This is a genomic window from Streptomyces sp. NPDC040589, from assembly GCF_055594445.1.
Genome location: NZ_JBVIWP010000005.1, coordinates 239,646 through 256,883, shown reverse-complemented (window position 1 = coordinate 256,883; position 17,238 = coordinate 239,646). Strand labels below are relative to the sequence as shown.

Genomic DNA, 17,238 nt, shown 5'->3' with positions numbered 1-17,238 from the left:
GATCGGCAGGTACGTCAGCCACAGGGCACGCTCTCTCACAGGTCCCACGAACGTGTGGTTCTGGGACGGCTCGGGATGTAAATCGGGTGGGGCAGGGATAAGGGAACGAATCGGAGTTCCGTCACGGTAGTCAGGGCGGCCGGTAGGGTTCAAGTTGTTGTCCCCAGCCTGTGGACAAGTGTCTCCCGGCGTCTCCTGGTTTGACCGGATGGCGTAGCCGCGCGTACCGTAACCAGGTCGAGTTGTCGATGGCTGCTGCCGCCTGCCTCCGATGGGCACAGGTCATTTGGGTGATCGGTCAGCGGTGCACTCGGGCGTAACTGCGAGCTACTCGTGGGCGCACGGTGACAGCCAGGACGGCACCCCGCATCTACCGATTTCTTCTGGAGCCCCCGAGTGAGCAAGCGCACCTTCCAGCCGAACAACCGTCGTCGCGCGAAGACCCACGGCTTCCGCCTGCGGATGCGTACCCGTGCCGGTCGCGCGATTCTCGCGAACCGCCGCAGCAAGGGTCGCGCCAACCTGTCCGCCTGATCCCGATCAGGTCATGACGTCGTGCTGCCTACCGAGCATCGGCTGAGGCGGCGCGAGGACTTCGCGACCGCGGTACGACGAGGACGCCGGGCCGGACGCCCGCTCCTCGTCGTCCATCTTCGTAGCGGTGCCACGGACCCGCACGCGCCTGGGGAGAGCGCTCCCCCGACGCGTGCGGGTTTCGTCGTGAGCAAAGCTGTGGGTGGCGCGGTCGTGCGCAACAAGGTGAAGCGCAGGCTTCGCCATCTGATGCGCGAGCGAGTCGCCCAGCTGCCCCCCGGTAGCCTGGTAGTCGTACGAGCGCTGCCCGGATCGGGCGACGCCGACCATGCACAGCTGGCCCGAGACCTGGATGCCGCTCTCCAGCGGTTGCTGGGAGGGGGCGCGCGATGAAGTACCCGCTGCTGGCTCTGATCAAGCTCTACCAGTGGACGATCAGTCCGCTGCTCGGGCCGGTCTGCAAGTACTACCCGTCGTGCTCCCACTACGGCTACACGGCCATCGACCGGCACGGTGCCATCAAGGGAACGGCACTCACGGCCTGGCGCATTCTGCGGTGCAATCCGTGGTCGCTGGGTGGTGTGGACCATGTCCCGCCGCGCAAGCGCCCGCGGTGGCACGAAATGCTGCGTACCGCGTGGCGTGCACGCAAGGGCGGGCCCTCCGCCGCCGACCCGGCCACCGAGGGACAGACTTCTCCCACAAGTCGGTCCAGTCCTTCGAGCCCGGCCGCAGAGACACCGTCCCATGCCCAAGGAGCATGATTAGTGGACACGATTGCCAGCCTCTTCAGCTTTATCACCACACCCGTCTCCTGGGTCATCGTCCAGTTCCATTCGGTGTACGGCGCCCTCTTCGGGCCTGACACCGGCTGGGCCTGGGGCCTGTCGATCGTGTCCCTGGTGATCCTGATCCGTATCTGCCTCATCCCGCTCTTCGTGAAGCAGATCAAGTCGACCCGGGCCATGCAGACGCTGCAGCCCGAGATGAAGAAGATCCAGGAGCGCTACAAGAACGACAAGCAGCGTCAGTCCGAAGAGATGATGAAGCTGTACAAGGAGACGGGCACCAACCCGCTCTCCTCGTGCCTTCCCATCCTGGCGCAGTCGCCGTTCTTCTTCGCCCTGTACCACGTGCTCAACAGCATCGCGACGGGCGACACCATCGGTGTGATCAACCAGAGCCTGCTGCAGAGCGCGCAGAAGGCCCACATCGTCGGTGCGCCGCTGGCGGCGAAGTTCACCGACAGCGCGTCGAAGGTGGAAGCGCTCGGTGCCTCCCTCACCGACGTCCGTGTGGTCACCGCCATCATGATCGTCCTGATGTCGGCGTCGCAGTTCTTCACCCAGCGCCAGCTGATGACGAAGAACGTCGACACCACGGTGAAGACGCCGTTCATGCAGCAGCAGAAGATGCTGATGTACGTCTTCCCTGTCATGTTCGCCGTCTTCGGCATCAACTTCCCCGTCGGTGTCCTCGTCTACTGGCTGACCACCAACGTGTGGACCATGGGCCAGCAGATGTACGTCATCCACAACAACCCGACCCCGGGTTCCAAGGCCCAGGCCTCGTACCTGGAGCGCCTGAACAAGCACGTCGCACAGCACAGCAAGGTCGGCCGGCGCCGCGACCGGGTCATCGTCAAGGCGATCGTCGCCAAGGGACGCGACCGCAACGAGTTCGAGCGCAAGTTCATCAACGGCCTCAGCAAGGCCGGACTCGTCGCCCAGGCCGACGGCACCGTGATCAAGGGCGACACCTCTGCCGCTGTCGAGACCGAGGACGGTACGCCGACCACGGCCACCCCGAAGCGCCAGCAGCCCAAGCGCCAGAGCAAGTCTCAGCGCCAGTCCGGCACCGCGAAGGCGGCCGGCGAGGCCGAGCCGAAGACGTCGCTGAGCAAGTCCGACGAGCCCGACGACGCCAAGCCCGCCGCCGCTGCCCAGAAGTCCGGCGGGAAGTCCGGCGGTGGTACCCGCAGCAAGGCCCAGTCCGGACAGCGCAAGGGCCCGCAGCGGCCCAAGTCCCCGTCCAAGAAGTAAGAAGGAGTCCATCCCGTGACGGAAGGCACCACCTCCGCCGCTGCCGAGGGTGCAGACACCCTGTCCCGCCTGGAGCAGGAGGGCGAGATCGCTGCGGACTACCTGGAGGGTCTGCTCGACATCGCCGACCTCGACGGCGACATCGACATGGACGTCGAGGCCGACCGTGCCTCCGTCTCGATCATCAGCGACGCGGGCCGCGACCTGCAGAAGCTGGTCGGCCGCGACGGCGAGGTGCTGGAGGCGCTCCAGGAGCTCACCCGTCTGGCGGTGCACCGGGAGACCGGCGACCGCAGCCGGCTGATGCTCGACATCGCGGGATACCGCGCCCAGAAGCGCTCCGAGCTGTCCGAGCTGGGCGCCAAGGCCGCCGCCGAGGCCAAGAGCAGCGGTGAGGCCGTGAAGATGAAGCCGATGACGCCGTTCGAGCGCAAGGTCGTGCACGACGCGGTCAAGGCCGCGGGCCTGCGCAGCGAGTCCGAGGGCGAGGAGCCGCAGCGCTTCGTCGTCGTGCTGCCCGCCTGATCGGCCCCTAGGTTCCCCGGCCCCGTCTGTTGCGCAGGCGGGGCCGAACTTTGTCAGCCTGATAGTTCTGGTGGTTCTGGCGTCGGCGCTGGGCGCGCTGACGCGGTACGGAAGGACGGTCCCCCGTGACGGAGGCAGCGGAGCTTCCCCCCGCGCCCGAGCAGGCACGCGAGGTGTTCGGTGATCGCTTCGCGGATGCGGTGCGGTACGCCGAGCTGCTCGCTCAGGCGGGCGTGCAGCGTGGTCTCATCGGCCCGCGTGAAGTGCCCCGCCTGTGGGAGCGGCACCTGCTGAACTGTGCCGTGCTCTCGGAGGTCGTGCCCGAGGGCGTGACTGTGTGCGATGTCGGCTCGGGCGCCGGGCTGCCCGGCATTCCCCTGGCACTCGTCCGGGAGGACCTGAAGATCACGCTGCTGGAGCCGCTGCTGCGGCGCACCAACTTCCTCACCGAGGTCGTGGAGCTGCTCGGCCTGGATCACGTGACGGTCGTACGCGGCCGGGCCGAAGAGGTCATGGGGAAGATCCAGCCTGTCCACGTCGTGACCGCCCGGGCCGTCGCGCCGCTCGACCGTCTCGCCACCTGGGGCGTCCCGCTGCTGCGGCCCTACGGGGAGATGCTCGCGCTCAAGGGCGATGCCGCCGAGGAGGAGCTGAAGAGCGCGTCCGCGGCACTGAGCAAGCTGGGCGCTGTGGAGACGTCCATCCTGCATGTGGGTGAGGGTGTGGTGGATCCGATGTCCACGGTCGTACGGGTCGAGGTCGGGGAGAGCCCCGGCGGTGTGCGCTTCGCCGCGAAGCGCGCCAAGGCGGCTCGCACGGGCCGGACGCGCCGGCGACGCTGATCCGTCCTGACGACGAGACGTACTCCACACAAGCTGCCAAACCGATGCATGCCGGAGTGTCGCGGCAGTTCGGCCCCGGCTGCTGTGCATCGTGTTTCACGTGAAACGTCGCTCACTGCTGCACGGCATCATCAGTCGTGGCCGCGCCGCGGCCGAACCCCGCGACCGTAAGCCTCTCGGTTCACTCGGTGAGGGAGCCGAGTTGTCCACAGAGGTGGATTTCTCCACAGAACGCCAGGCCTCACTGGTTCACGACCCCGAAGGCATGGGAGGCTCTGTTCATAGCGAGCCTGAAGTCGAGGAGAGTGAATCCTTGCGGTCCGACGCCAACATCGCGGGACCGATGACCGATCCGGTCCCCGGTCCCCGTACCGAGTCGATGGGGGCGGATGTTTCACGTGAAACACCGCCTCCGATGGACGACACTCCCATCGGTCGTGCTGCCCAACTGGCGGTGGAGGCACTGGGCCGCGCCGGCGAGGGCCTGCCACGGCCCGAGCAGACCCGAATCATGGTGGTCGCCAACCAGAAGGGCGGTGTGGGCAAGACGACGACGACCGTCAACCTGGCCGCGTCGCTGGCCCTGCACGGCGGCCGCGTCTTGGTGGTCGACCTCGACCCACAGGGCAATGCGTCCACGGCGCTGGGTATCGACCATCACGCAGAAGTCCCGTCCATCTACGACGTGTTGGTGGAGAGCAAGCCGCTCTCCGAGGTCGTCCAGCCGGTCCCCGATGTGGAAGGCCTCTTCTGCGCTCCCGCCACGATCGACCTCGCCGGTGCTGAGATCGAGCTGGTGTCTCTGGTGGCCCGGGAGAGCAGGCTGCAGCGTGCCATCCAGGCGTACGAGCAGCCGCTGGACTACATCCTCATCGACTGCCCGCCCTCACTCGGCCTCCTGACGGTCAATGCGTTGGTGGCGGGCCAGGAGGTCCTGATCCCCATCCAGTGCGAGTACTACGCGCTGGAGGGCCTGGGTCAGCTGTTGCGCAACGTCGACCTCGTGCGCGGGCACCTCAATCCCGCCCTGCATGTGTCGACCATCCTGCTCACCATGTACGACGGCCGGACGCGACTCGCGTCCCAGGTCGCGGACGAGGTGCGCACCCACTTCGGCGACGAGGTACTGCGGACGAGCATCCCCCGCTCCGTCCGTATCTCCGAGGCGCCGAGTTATGGGCAGACGGTACTGACATACGATCCAGGATCGAGTGGTGCTCTCTCTTACCTAGAGGCGGCACGAGAGATCGCGCTGAAGGGCGTCGGCATCAGCTATGAAGCGACGCACGCCCACATCGGCGTACAGCAGAACGACCCGAGCATGGTGGAGGGCATCCAGTGAGCGAGCGACGGAGGGGACTGGGCCGTGGACTCGGCGCGCTGATCCCTGCGGCCCCCACGGAGAAGTCGGTGGCCCAGGCGGCGGCAGGGGGAGCCGCTTCCACATCTCCCGCGGCAGTGCCTTCGCTGCCGAACGACCGTGGGGTGGCGGCAGCGAAGGTAGCGACTCTGCCGACTGTTTCACGTGAAACAGAGGAGCCGGTTCAGCCCAGTGCTCCCGCCGCGCCTGCGGCGCCCGTCGGTGCGCACTTCGCCGAGATCCCCCTCGACGACATCACGCCGAACCCACGGCAGCCGCGTGAGGTCTTCGACGATGACGCGCTGGCCGAGCTCATCACCTCCATCAAGGAGGTCGGGCTCCTCCAGCCGGTCGTCGTACGGCAGGTGGGTCCCGCACGCTACGAGCTCATCATGGGCGAGCGCCGCTGGCGTGCCTGCCGCGAGGCGGGACTGGAGGCGATCCCGGCGATCGTGCGGGCCACGGAGGACGAGAAGCTCCTCCTGGACGCCCTGCTGGAGAACCTGCACCGCGCCCAGCTGAACCCGCTGGAAGAGGCGGCCGCCTACGACCAGTTGCTGAGGGACTTCAACTGCACACACGACCAGCTGGCGGACCGCATCGGCCGATCCCGCCCGCAGGTCTCCAACACCCTGCGCCTGCTGAAGCTCTCTCCGGCCGTGCAGCGCCGGGTCGCCGCCGGGGTGCTCTCCGCCGGCCACGCACGGGCACTGCTGTCCGTCGAGGACTCGGAGGAGCAGGACAGGCTGGCTCACCGCATCGTGGCCGAGGGACTCTCGGTGCGGGCCGTCGAGGAGATCGTGACCCTGATGGGCTCACGGCCTCAGAAGGCGCAGCGGCCCAAGGGCCCGCGTGCCGGTGCCCGGGTCTCTCCCGCGCTGTCCGACCTCGCCACGCGGCTGTCGGACCGTTTCGAGACGCGGGTGAAGGTCGACCTGGGCCAGAAGAAGGGCAAGATCACCGTCGAGTTCGCCTCTATGGAGGACCTCGAGCGGATTCTCGGGTCCTTCGCTCCTGGAGAGGGACCGGTCCTGCAGAAGAGCCTTATGGAGAGCGACTCCGAGGAGAGCGACTCCTGAGCCTCCGGCAGGAGCCTCCGCTGTGCATCCGACAGAGCGGGCCGTGTCCGGTGTGTACCGGAACGTGGCCCGCTCTTTCCTTTCTGGCGGTATCGATGGAATCGCATCGTGGATACGATGCGTTGGGGGTACGGCGCGACCATTCGGCAGCACCTCTGAAAGGCAGGCAGGGGCCATGGGAACGATGAGCCGCACCGGACTGGTGAGCGCCGGTTTGGGGCTGGGGGCGGTCGGTGGGTTCATCGGCAGTCTCCTCAGGGAACGGAGCGCTCTGACAGCCGCCCGCGATGCGGCGGGCGAAGGAAGCGAGGAACAGCCTTCATGGGGCGTCGGCTCGTACCGCTCACGCTGGACAACCTTCAGGACCTTCCCAAGCGCTGTCGCTCGTGTGTCTTCTGGGAGCTCGACCCAGTCAGCGGTGAGGCCGCGGTAAAGGCGGGCACGCCCGCCCTGGAGAAGGAATCCTGGATCTCGGCTGTTCTGCTGGACTGGGGATCCTGCGGTCGGGTCGTGTACGTCGACGATGTGCCGGTGGGCTTCGTGCTCTACGCCCCTCCCGCCTACGTCCCCCGCTCCGCGGCGTTTCCCACGAGTCCCATCTCTCCCGACGCGGTTCAGCTGATGACCGCGTTCATCATGCCGGGCTACCAGGGGCAGGGACTGGGCCGTGTGATGGTCCAGACGGTTGCCAAGGATCTGCTGCGGCGTGACTTCAAGGCGATCGAGGCGTTCGGAGACGTGCGCTGGAAGGAGCCGGCCTGTGTGCTGCCCGCCGACCATCTCCTGGCGGTGGGCTTCAAGACGGTCAGGCAGCACCCCACCAATCCCCGGCTGAGACTGGACCTGAGATCGACGCTCTCCTGGAAGGAAGACGTCGAGATGGCGCTGGACCGGCTCCTGGGCGCCGTACAGAAGGAGCCGGCGCTGCGGCCGCTGTAGAGGCAGGCAGTCAAACGAATGGGCCAACCCTTCCGGGTTGGCCCATTCGTGTTTCACGTGAAACATGCACCGTCGCTGCGACGGCTCAGCCGATTCACTCGGCGATGAACTCCTCGAGGTCGCGAACGATCGCGGCCTTCGGCTTCGCGCCCACGATGGTCTTGGCGACCTCGCCACCCTGGTAGACGTTCAGGGTCGGGATGGACATGACGCCGTACTTGGCGGCCGTACCCGGGTTCTCGTCGATGTTCAGCTTGACGACCTCGATCTTCTCGCCGTACTCGGAGGCGATCGCCTCGAGGGACGGAGCGATCTGGCGGCACGGACCGCACCAGGCGGCCCAGAAGTCCACCAGGACAGGCTTGTCGCTCTTGAGGACATCCTGCTCGAAGGAGTCGTCGGTCACATTCTTCAGGGTGCCGGCCACGGCGGGCTCCTTAACTGGTTGGTGCGTGGGGCGGGTATGAGGGAGTCAGACAGAGGTCTTCTCGGGCTCGGGCTGCTCCTCGTCCGCGAGGGCGGCGAGGAAGCGCTCGGCGTCGAGCGCTGCGGAGCAGCCGGTCCCGGCCGCGGTGATCGCCTGACGGTAGGTGTGGTCGACCACGTCGCCGGCACCGAAGACACCGGTCAGGTTCGTGCGCGTCGACGGCGCCTCCACCTTCAGGTAGCCCTCCTCGTCCAGGTCGAGCTGACCCTTGAAGAGCTCGGTGCGGGGGTCGTGGCCGATGGCGATGAACAGGCCGGTCACCGGCAGGTCGGAGAGCTCACCGGTCTTGAGGTTGCGCAGCTTCAGACCCGAGAGCTTCGGGTCGCCCTGGATCTCGGCGACCTCGCTGTCCCACACGAACTTGATCTTCGGGTCGGCGAAGGCGCGCTCCTGCATGGCCTTGGAAGCGCGCAGGGTGTCGCGGCGGTGGACGACGGTCACGGACTTGGCGAACCGCGAGAGGAAGGTGGCCTCCTCCATGGCGGTGTCGCCACCACCGATCACGGCGATGTCCTGGTCCTTGAAGAAGAACCCGTCGCAGGTGGCGCACCAGGACACTCCACGGCCGGAGAGAGCGTCCTCGTTCGGCAGACCCAGCTTGCGGTGCTGCGAGCCGGTGGAGACGATGACGGCCTTCGCCCGGTGGACGGTACCGGCGGTGTCCGTGACGGTCTTGATCTCGCCGGACAGGTCGACGGTCACGACGTCGTCCGGGACGAGCTCGGCACCGAAGCGCTCCGCCTGGGCGCGCATGTTGTCCATGAGCTCGGGGCCCATGATGCCGTCCTGGAAGCCGGGGAAGTTCTCGACGTCGGTGGTGTTCATGAGCGCGCCGCCGGCGGTGACGGCGCCCTCGAACACCAGTGGCTTCAGCGACGCGCGCGCGGTGTAGAGCGCCGCCGTGTAGCCGGCGGGCCCGGAGCCGATGATGATCACGTTACGGACGTCGCTCACGGCTTGTTTCCTCGTCTCTGGTCTGCATCGTTCGACCGGTGGGAGCGTCTCTCGGAACTCTCACACCACCCAACGGATCCTAAGGGGCGCGCATTCCCGCTGTGTCCGGGCACACGGAGATGCGGCACTGTGCTGGATACCACGCAGGGCGAAGACGACGCACTCGCTCAGGAGGACGGGTAGGAGCGCTCCAGGAGGACCTTGCCCTCGGCCGTGGACGCCTGGTGATCCACACAGGTCGCGTCGACGATATAGGCGGTGACCCGGGTGGCGTCGGAGGCGTTGGGAAGCAGCACGAGCATGGCCTTCTTCCCCTGGTACGTGCCGTTCTCGACAGCCAGGGCCGCGTCCTTGCGCCCGATGCCGTCGCGGACACAGCCGGGCACGGTGGGTTCCCTGAGGACCCTGGGGTGGTTGGTGCCGGGGGCGGTCGCCGCGCCCAGGGGGGTGCGGGAGTCGCCGCCTTCCTTGCTCTGGTTCTCGGCCAGGAGGTCGGTGACCTGCTTCGGGAGCTTTCCCTCGGAGAAGGTGTCCGCGGCGGTGGTCTGCCGGCCGCCCGCTGTGTCATGGGGCGGCTTGTTGTCGCCGAGTGATGACAGCAGGACGGAGCCCAGCCCCAGGGCTGCCACCGTGAAGACGGTCCCCAGGACGGCGATCCTGCGTTGCCCGTTCCGCGTGCGCCCCTTGCGGCCCGGTCCCGTGGTGGAAGAGCGCGGGCGTCCTGCGGGCCGGTCGGCGGGCGTCGATGTTTCACGTGAAACATGCGCACCGCTGTCGTCCTCGGAAGCGGAGCGGGGAGCACCGACCGACGCCGGCTCCTTTGCGGCCTCGGGCTCCGTGGCGTTCAGCAGAGCCTCGGCGGCGAGTGCGGCATCGATGCGGCCCGCGACATCGGCGGGCATGCGCGGCGGGCCCGGCAGAGTGCCGAGCAGACCGCGGATCTCCTCCAGGGAGGCATAGACGTCCGCGCAGAGCTCGCAGTCGTCCAGATGGCGGCGCACGTCGGTGCTCCGGGACGGCGGGAGAATGCCTTCGGAGAGGTCGGAGATCTCCGCGACGTCCGGGTGCCCGGCCATGTCTGTCGTCGACGTCACGCTCGTCCACCTCCGCCCTTCACTGCAGCTGAGTCGCTCGGTCCTGTGTCCGGCGGTCCCGTTCGGCGTGGTCCCGCTGCGGGTGGGACGGTTGGCTCCTGCGTCCGGTTCCGTTCCCCGCCCGGGTTCTTGCCCTTGCCGCCGCTGTCCGGCCGTAGGTGGGTGAGCAGCGGCAGGAGTCTGGCTCTGCCGCGTGCGCATCGGCTCTTCACCGTGCCGGTCGGCACGTCGAGGATGCGGGCCGCCTCCGCGACCGGGTAGCCCTGCATGTCCACCAGGACGAGCGCGGCGCGCTGGTCGGCCGGCAGGGTGCCCAGGGCTTCGATCAGCTGCCGGTGGAGATCGTTGCGCTCGGCGGGCGCGGAGGCCGACTCGTGCGGCTCCAGCAGCTGCTCGAGGCGCTCGGTGTCGTCGACGGGAGAGGTCTTCCGGGAGGCGACCTTGCGGGCGCGGTCCAGGCAGGCGTTCACCGTGATCCTGTGCAGCCAGGTTGTGACGGCCGACTGGCCCCGGAAGGTGTGGGCAGCCCGGTAGGCGGACACGAGGGCGTCCTGCACCGCGTCAGCGGCCTCCTCGCGGTCCCCCAGGGTCCGCAGGGCGACGGCCCAGAGACGATCGCGATGCCGCCGCACGATCTCACCGAAGGCGTCGGGGTCGCCTTCGACATGGCGGGCGAGCAGATCCTGATCGCTTACTCCGTCGTACCCGGTGCCGTCTGCCATCGGCCTCCTTCCTCGAGGCAGATGCCGTCAGCTGGTCACCTTGATGTCCGCCACCCTGCCGCGCCACTTGCCGTCGTCCGCCTGCGTGGGCAGCTCGGTCAGCCACACCAGGAGGTAGCGGCTCTTGAGGGACTTGGGCTTGAGTTCCACTGTCGTCCCGTTGCCCTCGGCGACCTTGGTGTAGGCGTCGAAGGACGTCGGTTCCGAGCCCGCGTCCGCGCTCGCGCTGCGGAGCTCGACCGAGGTGTCCCCGACGAAGGTGACCTTCACCTTGCCGACCTGCTGGACCTTGCCGAGGTCGAGGATGACGCCGACGCCCGACTTCAGGCGGCCGAAGTCCGAGCTGAGGTAGAAGTCCGTCTGCCAGTACGTGGCCGTGCTGTTGTCGTAGACCTTCCCTATGTCGGACGGCTTCTCGGAGCCGTCCGCGCCGAAGGGGTCGAAGTCGCGGGCACCGCTGATGGCGATGGGCTTGCCGCCCGTCGGCTTCTTCGGGCTCTTGTCGTTCCCGTCGTTGGTCTGCGTCTGGCCCGGTTCCTCGTTCTTGCCGCCCTGGTCCATGAGCGCGTCCGCCAGCTGCCAGCTGCCGAGACCCAGTGCGGCGATCAGGAGCGCGGACACGGCCCACTTCAGGGCCTTGCCCGTGCGGCTCTGCAGCGGGGGCGGCGGTGTCGGGACCGGCTGGGTGGCGCCGAGGCGCGGGGCCTGGCGGCCGTACGAGCCCTGCTGGTACGTCGTGCGCTGGTACTCGGGCGGGGCCGTGAACGCCGGCTCCGGCGGGCGGATGCGGGGCATCTCGCCGATCGCCTTCACCAGCTCCTCGGGCGTGGTGCACGGCGACTCGTGCCGGGACGCGGTGGCACCGTCGTTGACGAGCGCGCGCATGGACAGCTCGGAGAGTCCGCGGTGCACACCGGCACGCACCTGGTCGGGTGCGATCAGGCCGATGTCCTTCGGCAGGCCCGCCAGGCCGTAGGCGTCGCTCTCGTACGGCCAGCGCTGGGTGAGCGCCGCATACAGCAGGGCGCCGATGGCCTCGGTGTCGGTGCGCTGGGGGGTTTCGGTCGTGACGCCGCGCAGGGCGGCGTTCACGGCGAGCCCGCGGATGCGCCACTGACCGGTCGAGGTGCGCAGCACGGCGTTGGGGTTCAGCCGCAGATGGGCGAGACCCTCGCGGTGCGCGGCGGCCATGGCGGAGGAGATCTGACTGACCATCTGGTAGGCGTCGTACGGCTCCAGCGGCCCGGAGGCGAGGAGCGGGGTCAGCTCCGTCGCGTCGGGAAGCCACTCGTGGACGACGTAGACGAGGTCGTTCTCCTCCACCGCGTCCAGCACCTGGACGAAGCGGGGGTCGCCGAGGAGCGCGGAAGAGCGTGCGGCGGCCAGGACCGAACGGGCCCGTGAGTGGTCGGCGGGCAGGATGTGCACGCCGACGGCACGGCGGAGCTTCTCGTCCACGGCACGCCAGCTGCTGAAACCATCCAGTCGGGTGACGCACTCCTCGAGGCGGTAGCGTCTGGCGAGTTTGTGCCCACTGTGCAGTTCAGGCGGCGAGGTCGTTCCGGGCCCGTCGGTCCGGGCGCTCTCCTGTACCTCGTCGCTGTCCGTGTCCCGCTCCCGGTTCTTGGCCACCCCGTCGGCCGTGGACTGGTCCGCCTTCGCGGTCAGCGACGTGTCGTCGCTGTTGTCTGCCACGTCGACGGCAGCCGTACTACGTTCCGCCACCGTCGTTCCTGCCTCCCCATTCATGTGCGCGCCGGCCGGCATCCGTTGCGCGCCGTCCGACGCCGAAACCAATTGTGCCCACAGTCCGCCGCTATGCACGACACGCGGCGGCTGACGATGGTTGTGCGCCTACCCCCCGACTCAGCGTCCCAGGCGTCCGCGGACCATGCCGACCAGCGAGTTGAGTTCCTCGATGCGCATGCGGCGGGCGGCGACGAAGAAGATCCCGAGAAGCACGGCACCGCCGGCCAGTACCCCGGCGAGCGAGCCCGCGACACCCTGGCCGAGGGTCTGGCCGATGCCGTAGCAGGCCGCGCCGCTGAGCAGTGCGGCCGGGATGGACGCGATGCACAGCCGGGCGTAGGTCCGCAGGACGCGGGCGCCGTCGAGGTCTCCGCCCAGCCGCTTGCGCAGCCGGCTCCAGGCGACGCCGACACCGATCGCGTACGCCAGGCCGTACGAGGCGGCCATGCCGACCACGGCCCAGCGGGCCGGGACGACGAAGTAGCAGACCGCCGACGCGCCCGCGTTGACCGCGGCCACGATGACCGTGTTGTAGAAGGGGGTTCGGGTGTCCTCGTAGGCGTAGAAGGCCCGCAGGACGACGTACTGCACCGAGTACGGGATCAGGCCGAGACCGAACGCCATCAGCATGAAGCCCATGTTGGTGGCCTCGCTCGTGCCCGAGGAGCCGAACATCAGCGTGCACAGGGGGATGCCTAGCGAGAGGAAACCGAACGCGATCGGCACGATCGCGACCGCCGTGGTGCGCAGGCCCTGGGAGATGTCGTCGCGGACGGCGCCGGCGTCGCCCTCGGCCGCCGAGCGCGACAGACGCGGCAGCAGGGCGGCCATGAGGGAGACCGTGATGATGGCCTGCGGCAGGCCCCAGATCAGCTGCGCGTTGGCGTAGGCGGAGAAGCCGGTGCCGTCGACGGGCGAGGACTTGCCCGCCGCGGTGGACAGCCAGATGACGATCATGGCGCCCGCCTGGTTGGCGAGGACGAACAGGACCGTCCACTTGGCGAGCGTGATGGCCTTGCCGAGGCCCTGGCCCTTCCAGTCGAAGCGCAGCCGCAGCCGGAAGCCGGTCTCGCGCAGGTAGGGGATCATCGCCAGCGCCTGGACCACGAGGCCGAGCAGGACGCCGATGCCGAGGAGGCGCTGGCCCTCCGGCGGGATGGTGGTGACCTTCATCCCGGAGTCGGCGGCGGTGCCGTAGACGTAGATGAACATGCCCAGCGTCACGATGATGACGATGTTGTTCAGGACCGGGGTCCACATCATCGCGCCGAACTTCCCGCGGGCGTTGAGGATCTGGCCCATCACCACGTGGACGCCCATGAAGAAGATCGAGGGCAGGAAGTACTGGACGAAGGTGATTCCGACCTGGTTCGCCGCGGGGTCGTCGGCGATCGAGGGGGACATCAGGCGGATCAGGAGTGGCGCGCCGAAGATCGCGAGTGCGGTGAGTACGCCGAGCGCCACCATGACGAGGGTCAACAGGCGGTTGGCGTACGCCTCGCCGCCGTCCTCGTCGTCCTTCATGGCGCGCACGAGTTGCGGCACGAAGACGGAGTTGAGACCGCCGCCGACCGTGAGGATGTAGATCATTGTCGGCAACTGGTAGGCGACCTGGAAGGTGTCACCGAGGAAGCCCACGCCGATGGCCGACACGATCAGGGCGGAGCGGATGAAGCCGGTGAGGCGGGAGACCATGGTGCCCGCCGCCATCACGGCGCTGGACTTCATGAGGCCCGCGGCGCGGCCGTCCTTCTTGGGGGCCTGCGAGGCAGCGGGTTCCGGGGCGGGAGGTTCTTCCACGAAGGGCGGCGTCGGAGCGGTCTGGCCGGGCGCGCCGTACGCGCCCTGCGCTCCGTACTGGCCCTGTGCCGCGTACTGGCCCTGTCCCATCTGCCCCGGGGCCTGGGACGGGCCGGGGACCGACGGCTGCTCGTACGACGGGTGACCGCTGTTCTGCTGCTGGTCCCTGTAGAGGTGCGCGAAGGCGTCCGGCTCCTGGCGCGGCTCGCCCGCCTGGGAGACCAGATCGTCCACCCCCACGAACTGGGTGGTCCTGGGGTCGTCGCCGTACGGCAGGTGCCGCGTCGGGCCCTCCGGCTCCGGCGCGGGCGTCCGGGCCCACACCTGCGGGTCGGGCGCGTAGGGCGACTGCGGTGGCTGGGCGTACATCTGCTGCGGCTGGTACGTGCCCGCAGGGGGCGGTGGGTGCGCGGCGCGGTCGTAGAGCGCCTCGGCGACCGGGTCCTGGGCGGAGAGGTCCTGTGCCCGGTAGGGGTCCTGGTCGTAGGCGTCCTGGAGGTACATGTCCGCGGGGTTCTGCGGCGGTACCTGGCCGTGCTCGGCCGGCGAGCCCTCGGGCCCGCCCGACTCGGGGTAGCCCGAGCTGCCCGCGGCACGGCCGCGGTCACCGTCGTACGGCGCGTTCATGGTTACCCCACCTCATCGTCCCCGGCCCACCGGCCACGACATCTAACGGTCCACTCTCTCACCCGTGCCGGACGGGTCGGCGCTTTCCGCTGCGGTGTCCGGGGCCGGGTCACTCGGCTGCTCCGGGCCCTCCGCCCGCGATCCGGCATCGGTCTTCTGCTTGAGACGGTCGCCGGGGGCCTCGGGGTTCTGCGGGTTTTCGGCCTCGTCGTCCGCCTCGGCGGTGCCGTCCTCGTCCGTCTCGCGGGCGGCGGCGGCGCGCTTGCGCTGGGTGTACATACGGAAGCCGGCGAGGACCAGGAGCAGGACACCGCCGCCGATGACCAGCATCACGGTGGCCGTGACCTCGGTGACCTTCACGTCGAAGGTGACGGGGGCGCCGTACTTCTGGCCGTCCTCGGTGTACAGCTGCGCGACGACCTCCGCCCGGCCGTTGGCGTTGGCGGACGTGGTGAACTTCACCGACTGGCTGTGGCCGCCGTTCACGGTGACGCGCTGTTCCTCGTAGGCGGCGTCGCCGATCTTCAGGCGCGTCGGGTTCTTCGACGTGAGCCGCAGCTCGAGGTGCTCGACGCCCTGGACCAGATTGTTCTGGACGGTCACGGGGATCGTGGCGCTGCGGCCGGAGAGCTTGGTCTCCGACTTCTCGATCAGCTTGACCCCGTCGGCGAGCCCGTCGAGGTACGACTCGACTCCGTCGCGGTACCCCACCGCCGCGACGCCACGGCCACGCCACGACGTGGACATCTCGCGGTTCATGGCCCGCCCGAAGGGGGTCACCACCCGGGACTGGTCGGTGAGGATCACCTTGAAGCGGTCGAGCTTGCCCTGGGTCCTCGCGATCTGCTCGAAGCCGGCCCGCAGCAGCTCCTGGTTGCGCAGCGAGGAGGGGTACACGGAGGTCGACGGCACCTTGGTGTTGGCCGCCGGGTCCGGCTTGGCCTTGGCGGCGTCAGCGAGGTCCTGCGACTCGGACCAGTTCCCGCTCTGCAGGGTCGCCAGCGCCTCGGCCATGGCCTGCGCCTGGCTCACGGAGGGCATGCGCTGCGGGGCGACGACGACACTGCGCTGCTTGCCCGACTGCAGGCCGAGCGTCAGGCTCTGGGCCAGGAAGCGCTGCACGGCTTGCGTGGAGGCGGAGGCCTTCGTCAGGTTGCCCTGGAACGCCGTGGACATCCTGGAGTCCGCGACGACCGCCGTGGTGCCGCCTCCGACGGGCCGGGCCGCTGAGGGCGTGTACGACAGGTTGTCCTGGAGGCTGTCGCTGCGGGCGATCACCTTGTCGGCGCCCGCGGAGGTCGCGACCTTCATGATCGACGGATCGACGGCACCGTCGACGGGCCACGCGAAGTCCGTGGACGGTTTCATGTGGAGGATCGTCGGCACCGTGTTGTCGACGGCGTCGGTGGCCTCCTTGAGGTGGCTCAGTGAGCCCGTGACGTTCGTGCCGTTGTGGGCGAGGGAGGCCAGGTCCGGGTCGCCGAAGGGCAGGGCGACGACCTCCTTGCCCGTGACGGCCTGCTGGAGCTGGGCGAGCCACTGCTTGGCGAGCGCCTGGTTCCGGCCGGCGGTGGTGCTGCCGTCCTCGCCTCTGACCTGGTAGTTCCGCGTCATCGCGTCGACGGATGCCAGCAGGTCCGGGTCGATCACCCAGGTGATGTCGAGACCCTTGCCCAGCGACACCATCTGGTCGAGACGGCCGCCCGGGGCGATCTCCTCGGCAAGGTCGTCGTTGCGGAAGACCGGCGTCTGCTGCTCGTTCGACCCCGTCTCGGCCGTCATGTGGACGGTGGAGGTGAGCGGCCACATGAACGTGGTCTTCGTCTTGGTGCCGGCTTCCTCGGGCTGCCACGGCAGGAACGTGCGCTGGACCCCCAGGACCTGGTCCCAGGGCTGTGCGGAGGTCTCCCCGGAGAGCGCGACGGCCAGCTGGTAGACGCCGTCCGGACCGAGGTCCAGCTCGTCGGCCGGCACGGAGATGTTGAAGGGCTCGGCCACGCCGGGGGTGAGCTTGGCGAACTTCTCGCTGTACTTGCCGCCGACCGCCTTGCCGGCGGGTCCCTGGACGTCGTCGCTCTTCTTGGCGAGGGCGTCGATGGAGGAGCGGGTGTCGAGCGAGGGGCCCACCCGCAGATCGACGTGCGCGTCGGTGACCGCTTGCTTGCCATTGTTGGTGACCGTGCCCGACACGTTCACCGTGTCCCCCTCGGTGGGGGCGGTGGGGGTGAGCGAGTCGACAGCGACGGCCACCGAGCCCGCGCGTCCGGCCGCCTGCGGGGCCTCCTGTCCGGCCGCGTCCGCCGGGGCCGCGGCAGGCAGCTGGAGCAGCCCGGCCAGCAGGGGCGCACCGGCGAGCAGTGCCCCGGTGCGCCGCAGCCACCGGCGGGCAGGTGAGGCACTGGTCCCCTGGAAGTCTGCCGCGTCGGCCACGCGCTTCGCCCGTCCCTCGTCGTCGTCAGTGGTCGTCGGAATGTGCGTCCACGC

At 68.9% G+C, this 17,238-nt stretch carries 16 protein-coding genes; 9 read left to right on the top strand and 7 right to left on the bottom strand.

The window, feature by feature from the left end; genetic code table 11:
* The first annotated feature begins 396 nt into the window (after positions 1 to 396).
* From rpmH to ACZ58V_RS23870, 9 genes are all read left to right on the top strand, one after another.
* Complete coding sequence (rpmH, locus tag ACZ58V_RS23910) at positions 397 to 534, top strand: 50S ribosomal protein L34 (RefSeq protein ID WP_018846094.1); 138 nt, start codon at positions 397 to 399, stop codon at positions 532 to 534.
* Positions 535 to 555: 21 nt separating this feature from the next.
* Positions 556 to 927 carry a ribonuclease P protein component gene (gene rnpA / locus ACZ58V_RS23905; protein ID WP_184593889.1) on the top strand — a complete coding sequence of 124 codons (372 nt, stop codon included), beginning with the start codon at positions 556 to 558 and terminating at the stop codon, positions 925 to 927.
* The gene (gene yidD / locus ACZ58V_RS23900) at positions 924 to 1,298 is read left to right on the top strand and encodes a membrane protein insertion efficiency factor YidD (protein WP_468197026.1); all 375 of its coding nucleotides are present in this window, start codon (positions 924 to 926) and stop codon (positions 1,296 to 1,298) included. The genes rnpA and yidD overlap by 4 nt, the downstream gene beginning before the upstream one ends.
* Before the next feature lie 3 nt (positions 1,299 to 1,301).
* Entirely contained in the window at positions 1,302 to 2,576 is a 1,275-nt protein-coding gene (gene yidC / locus ACZ58V_RS23895; protein WP_468197023.1) for a membrane protein insertase YidC, read from the top strand.
* A gap of 15 nt (positions 2,577 to 2,591) precedes the next feature.
* A complete protein-coding gene (locus ACZ58V_RS23890) occupies positions 2,592 to 3,101 on the top strand; it encodes a Jag family protein (protein ID WP_261680245.1) in 510 nt (169 codons plus the stop codon).
* Between the two features lie 125 nt (positions 3,102 to 3,226).
* On the top strand, positions 3,227 to 3,943 hold the full coding sequence (rsmG, locus tag ACZ58V_RS23885) for a 16S rRNA (guanine(527)-N(7))-methyltransferase RsmG (RefSeq protein ID WP_189727187.1): 717 nt from the start codon (positions 3,227 to 3,229) through the stop codon (positions 3,941 to 3,943).
* A gap of 265 nt (positions 3,944 to 4,208) precedes the next feature.
* Positions 4,209 to 5,285, top strand: coding sequence for a ParA family protein (locus ACZ58V_RS23880; protein WP_189727359.1), 1,077 nt, complete (start codon positions 4,209 to 4,211; stop codon positions 5,283 to 5,285).
* A complete protein-coding gene (locus ACZ58V_RS23875; protein ID WP_471292092.1) occupies positions 5,282 to 6,382 on the top strand; it encodes a ParB/RepB/Spo0J family partition protein in 1,101 nt (366 codons plus the stop codon). Before ACZ58V_RS23880 ends, ACZ58V_RS23875 begins: the two co-directional genes overlap by 4 nt.
* Before the next feature lie 321 nt (positions 6,383 to 6,703).
* A complete protein-coding gene (locus tag ACZ58V_RS23870) occupies positions 6,704 to 7,321 on the top strand; it encodes a GNAT family N-acetyltransferase (RefSeq protein WP_468197018.1) in 618 nt (205 codons plus the stop codon).
* Positions 7,322 to 7,415: 94 nt separating this feature from the next.
* On the opposite strand, the gene trxA is transcribed toward ACZ58V_RS23870, so the two are convergent.
* The 7 genes from trxA to ACZ58V_RS23835 form a co-directional block, all read right to left on the bottom strand.
* Positions 7,416 to 7,748, bottom strand: a complete 333-nt coding sequence (gene trxA / locus ACZ58V_RS23865) for a thioredoxin (RefSeq protein WP_184593875.1) — start codon at positions 7,746 to 7,748, stop codon at positions 7,416 to 7,418.
* Positions 7,749 to 7,793: 45 nt separating this feature from the next.
* Entirely contained in the window at positions 7,794 to 8,762 is a 969-nt protein-coding gene (trxB, locus tag ACZ58V_RS23860) for a thioredoxin-disulfide reductase (RefSeq protein ID WP_184593873.1), read from the bottom strand.
* A 167-nt stretch (positions 8,763 to 8,929) separates the two neighbouring features.
* Entirely contained in the window at positions 8,930 to 9,856 is a 927-nt protein-coding gene (locus ACZ58V_RS23855) for an anti-sigma factor family protein (protein ID WP_471292089.1), read from the bottom strand.
* Complete coding sequence (sigM, locus tag ACZ58V_RS23850) at positions 9,853 to 10,578, bottom strand: RNA polymerase sigma factor SigM (RefSeq protein ID WP_382837641.1); 726 nt, start codon at positions 10,576 to 10,578, stop codon at positions 9,853 to 9,855. Before sigM ends, ACZ58V_RS23855 begins: the two co-directional genes overlap by 4 nt.
* A 27-nt stretch (positions 10,579 to 10,605) precedes the next feature.
* On the bottom strand, positions 10,606 to 12,303 hold the full coding sequence (locus tag ACZ58V_RS23845) for a protein kinase family protein (protein WP_471292087.1): 1,698 nt from the start codon (positions 12,301 to 12,303) through the stop codon (positions 10,606 to 10,608).
* A 141-nt stretch (positions 12,304 to 12,444) separates the two neighbouring features.
* The gene (gene murJ, locus ACZ58V_RS23840) at positions 12,445 to 14,754 is read right to left on the bottom strand and encodes a murein biosynthesis integral membrane protein MurJ (protein WP_471292085.1); all 2,310 of its coding nucleotides are present in this window, start codon (positions 14,752 to 14,754) and stop codon (positions 12,445 to 12,447) included.
* 42 nt (positions 14,755 to 14,796) lie between these two features.
* Positions 14,797 to 17,184 (bottom strand): DUF6049 family protein, encoded by a 2,388-nt coding sequence (locus tag ACZ58V_RS23835; RefSeq protein ID WP_471292084.1) that lies wholly within the window; start codon positions 17,182 to 17,184, stop codon positions 14,797 to 14,799.
* Positions 17,185 to 17,238: the final 54 nt, after the last annotated feature.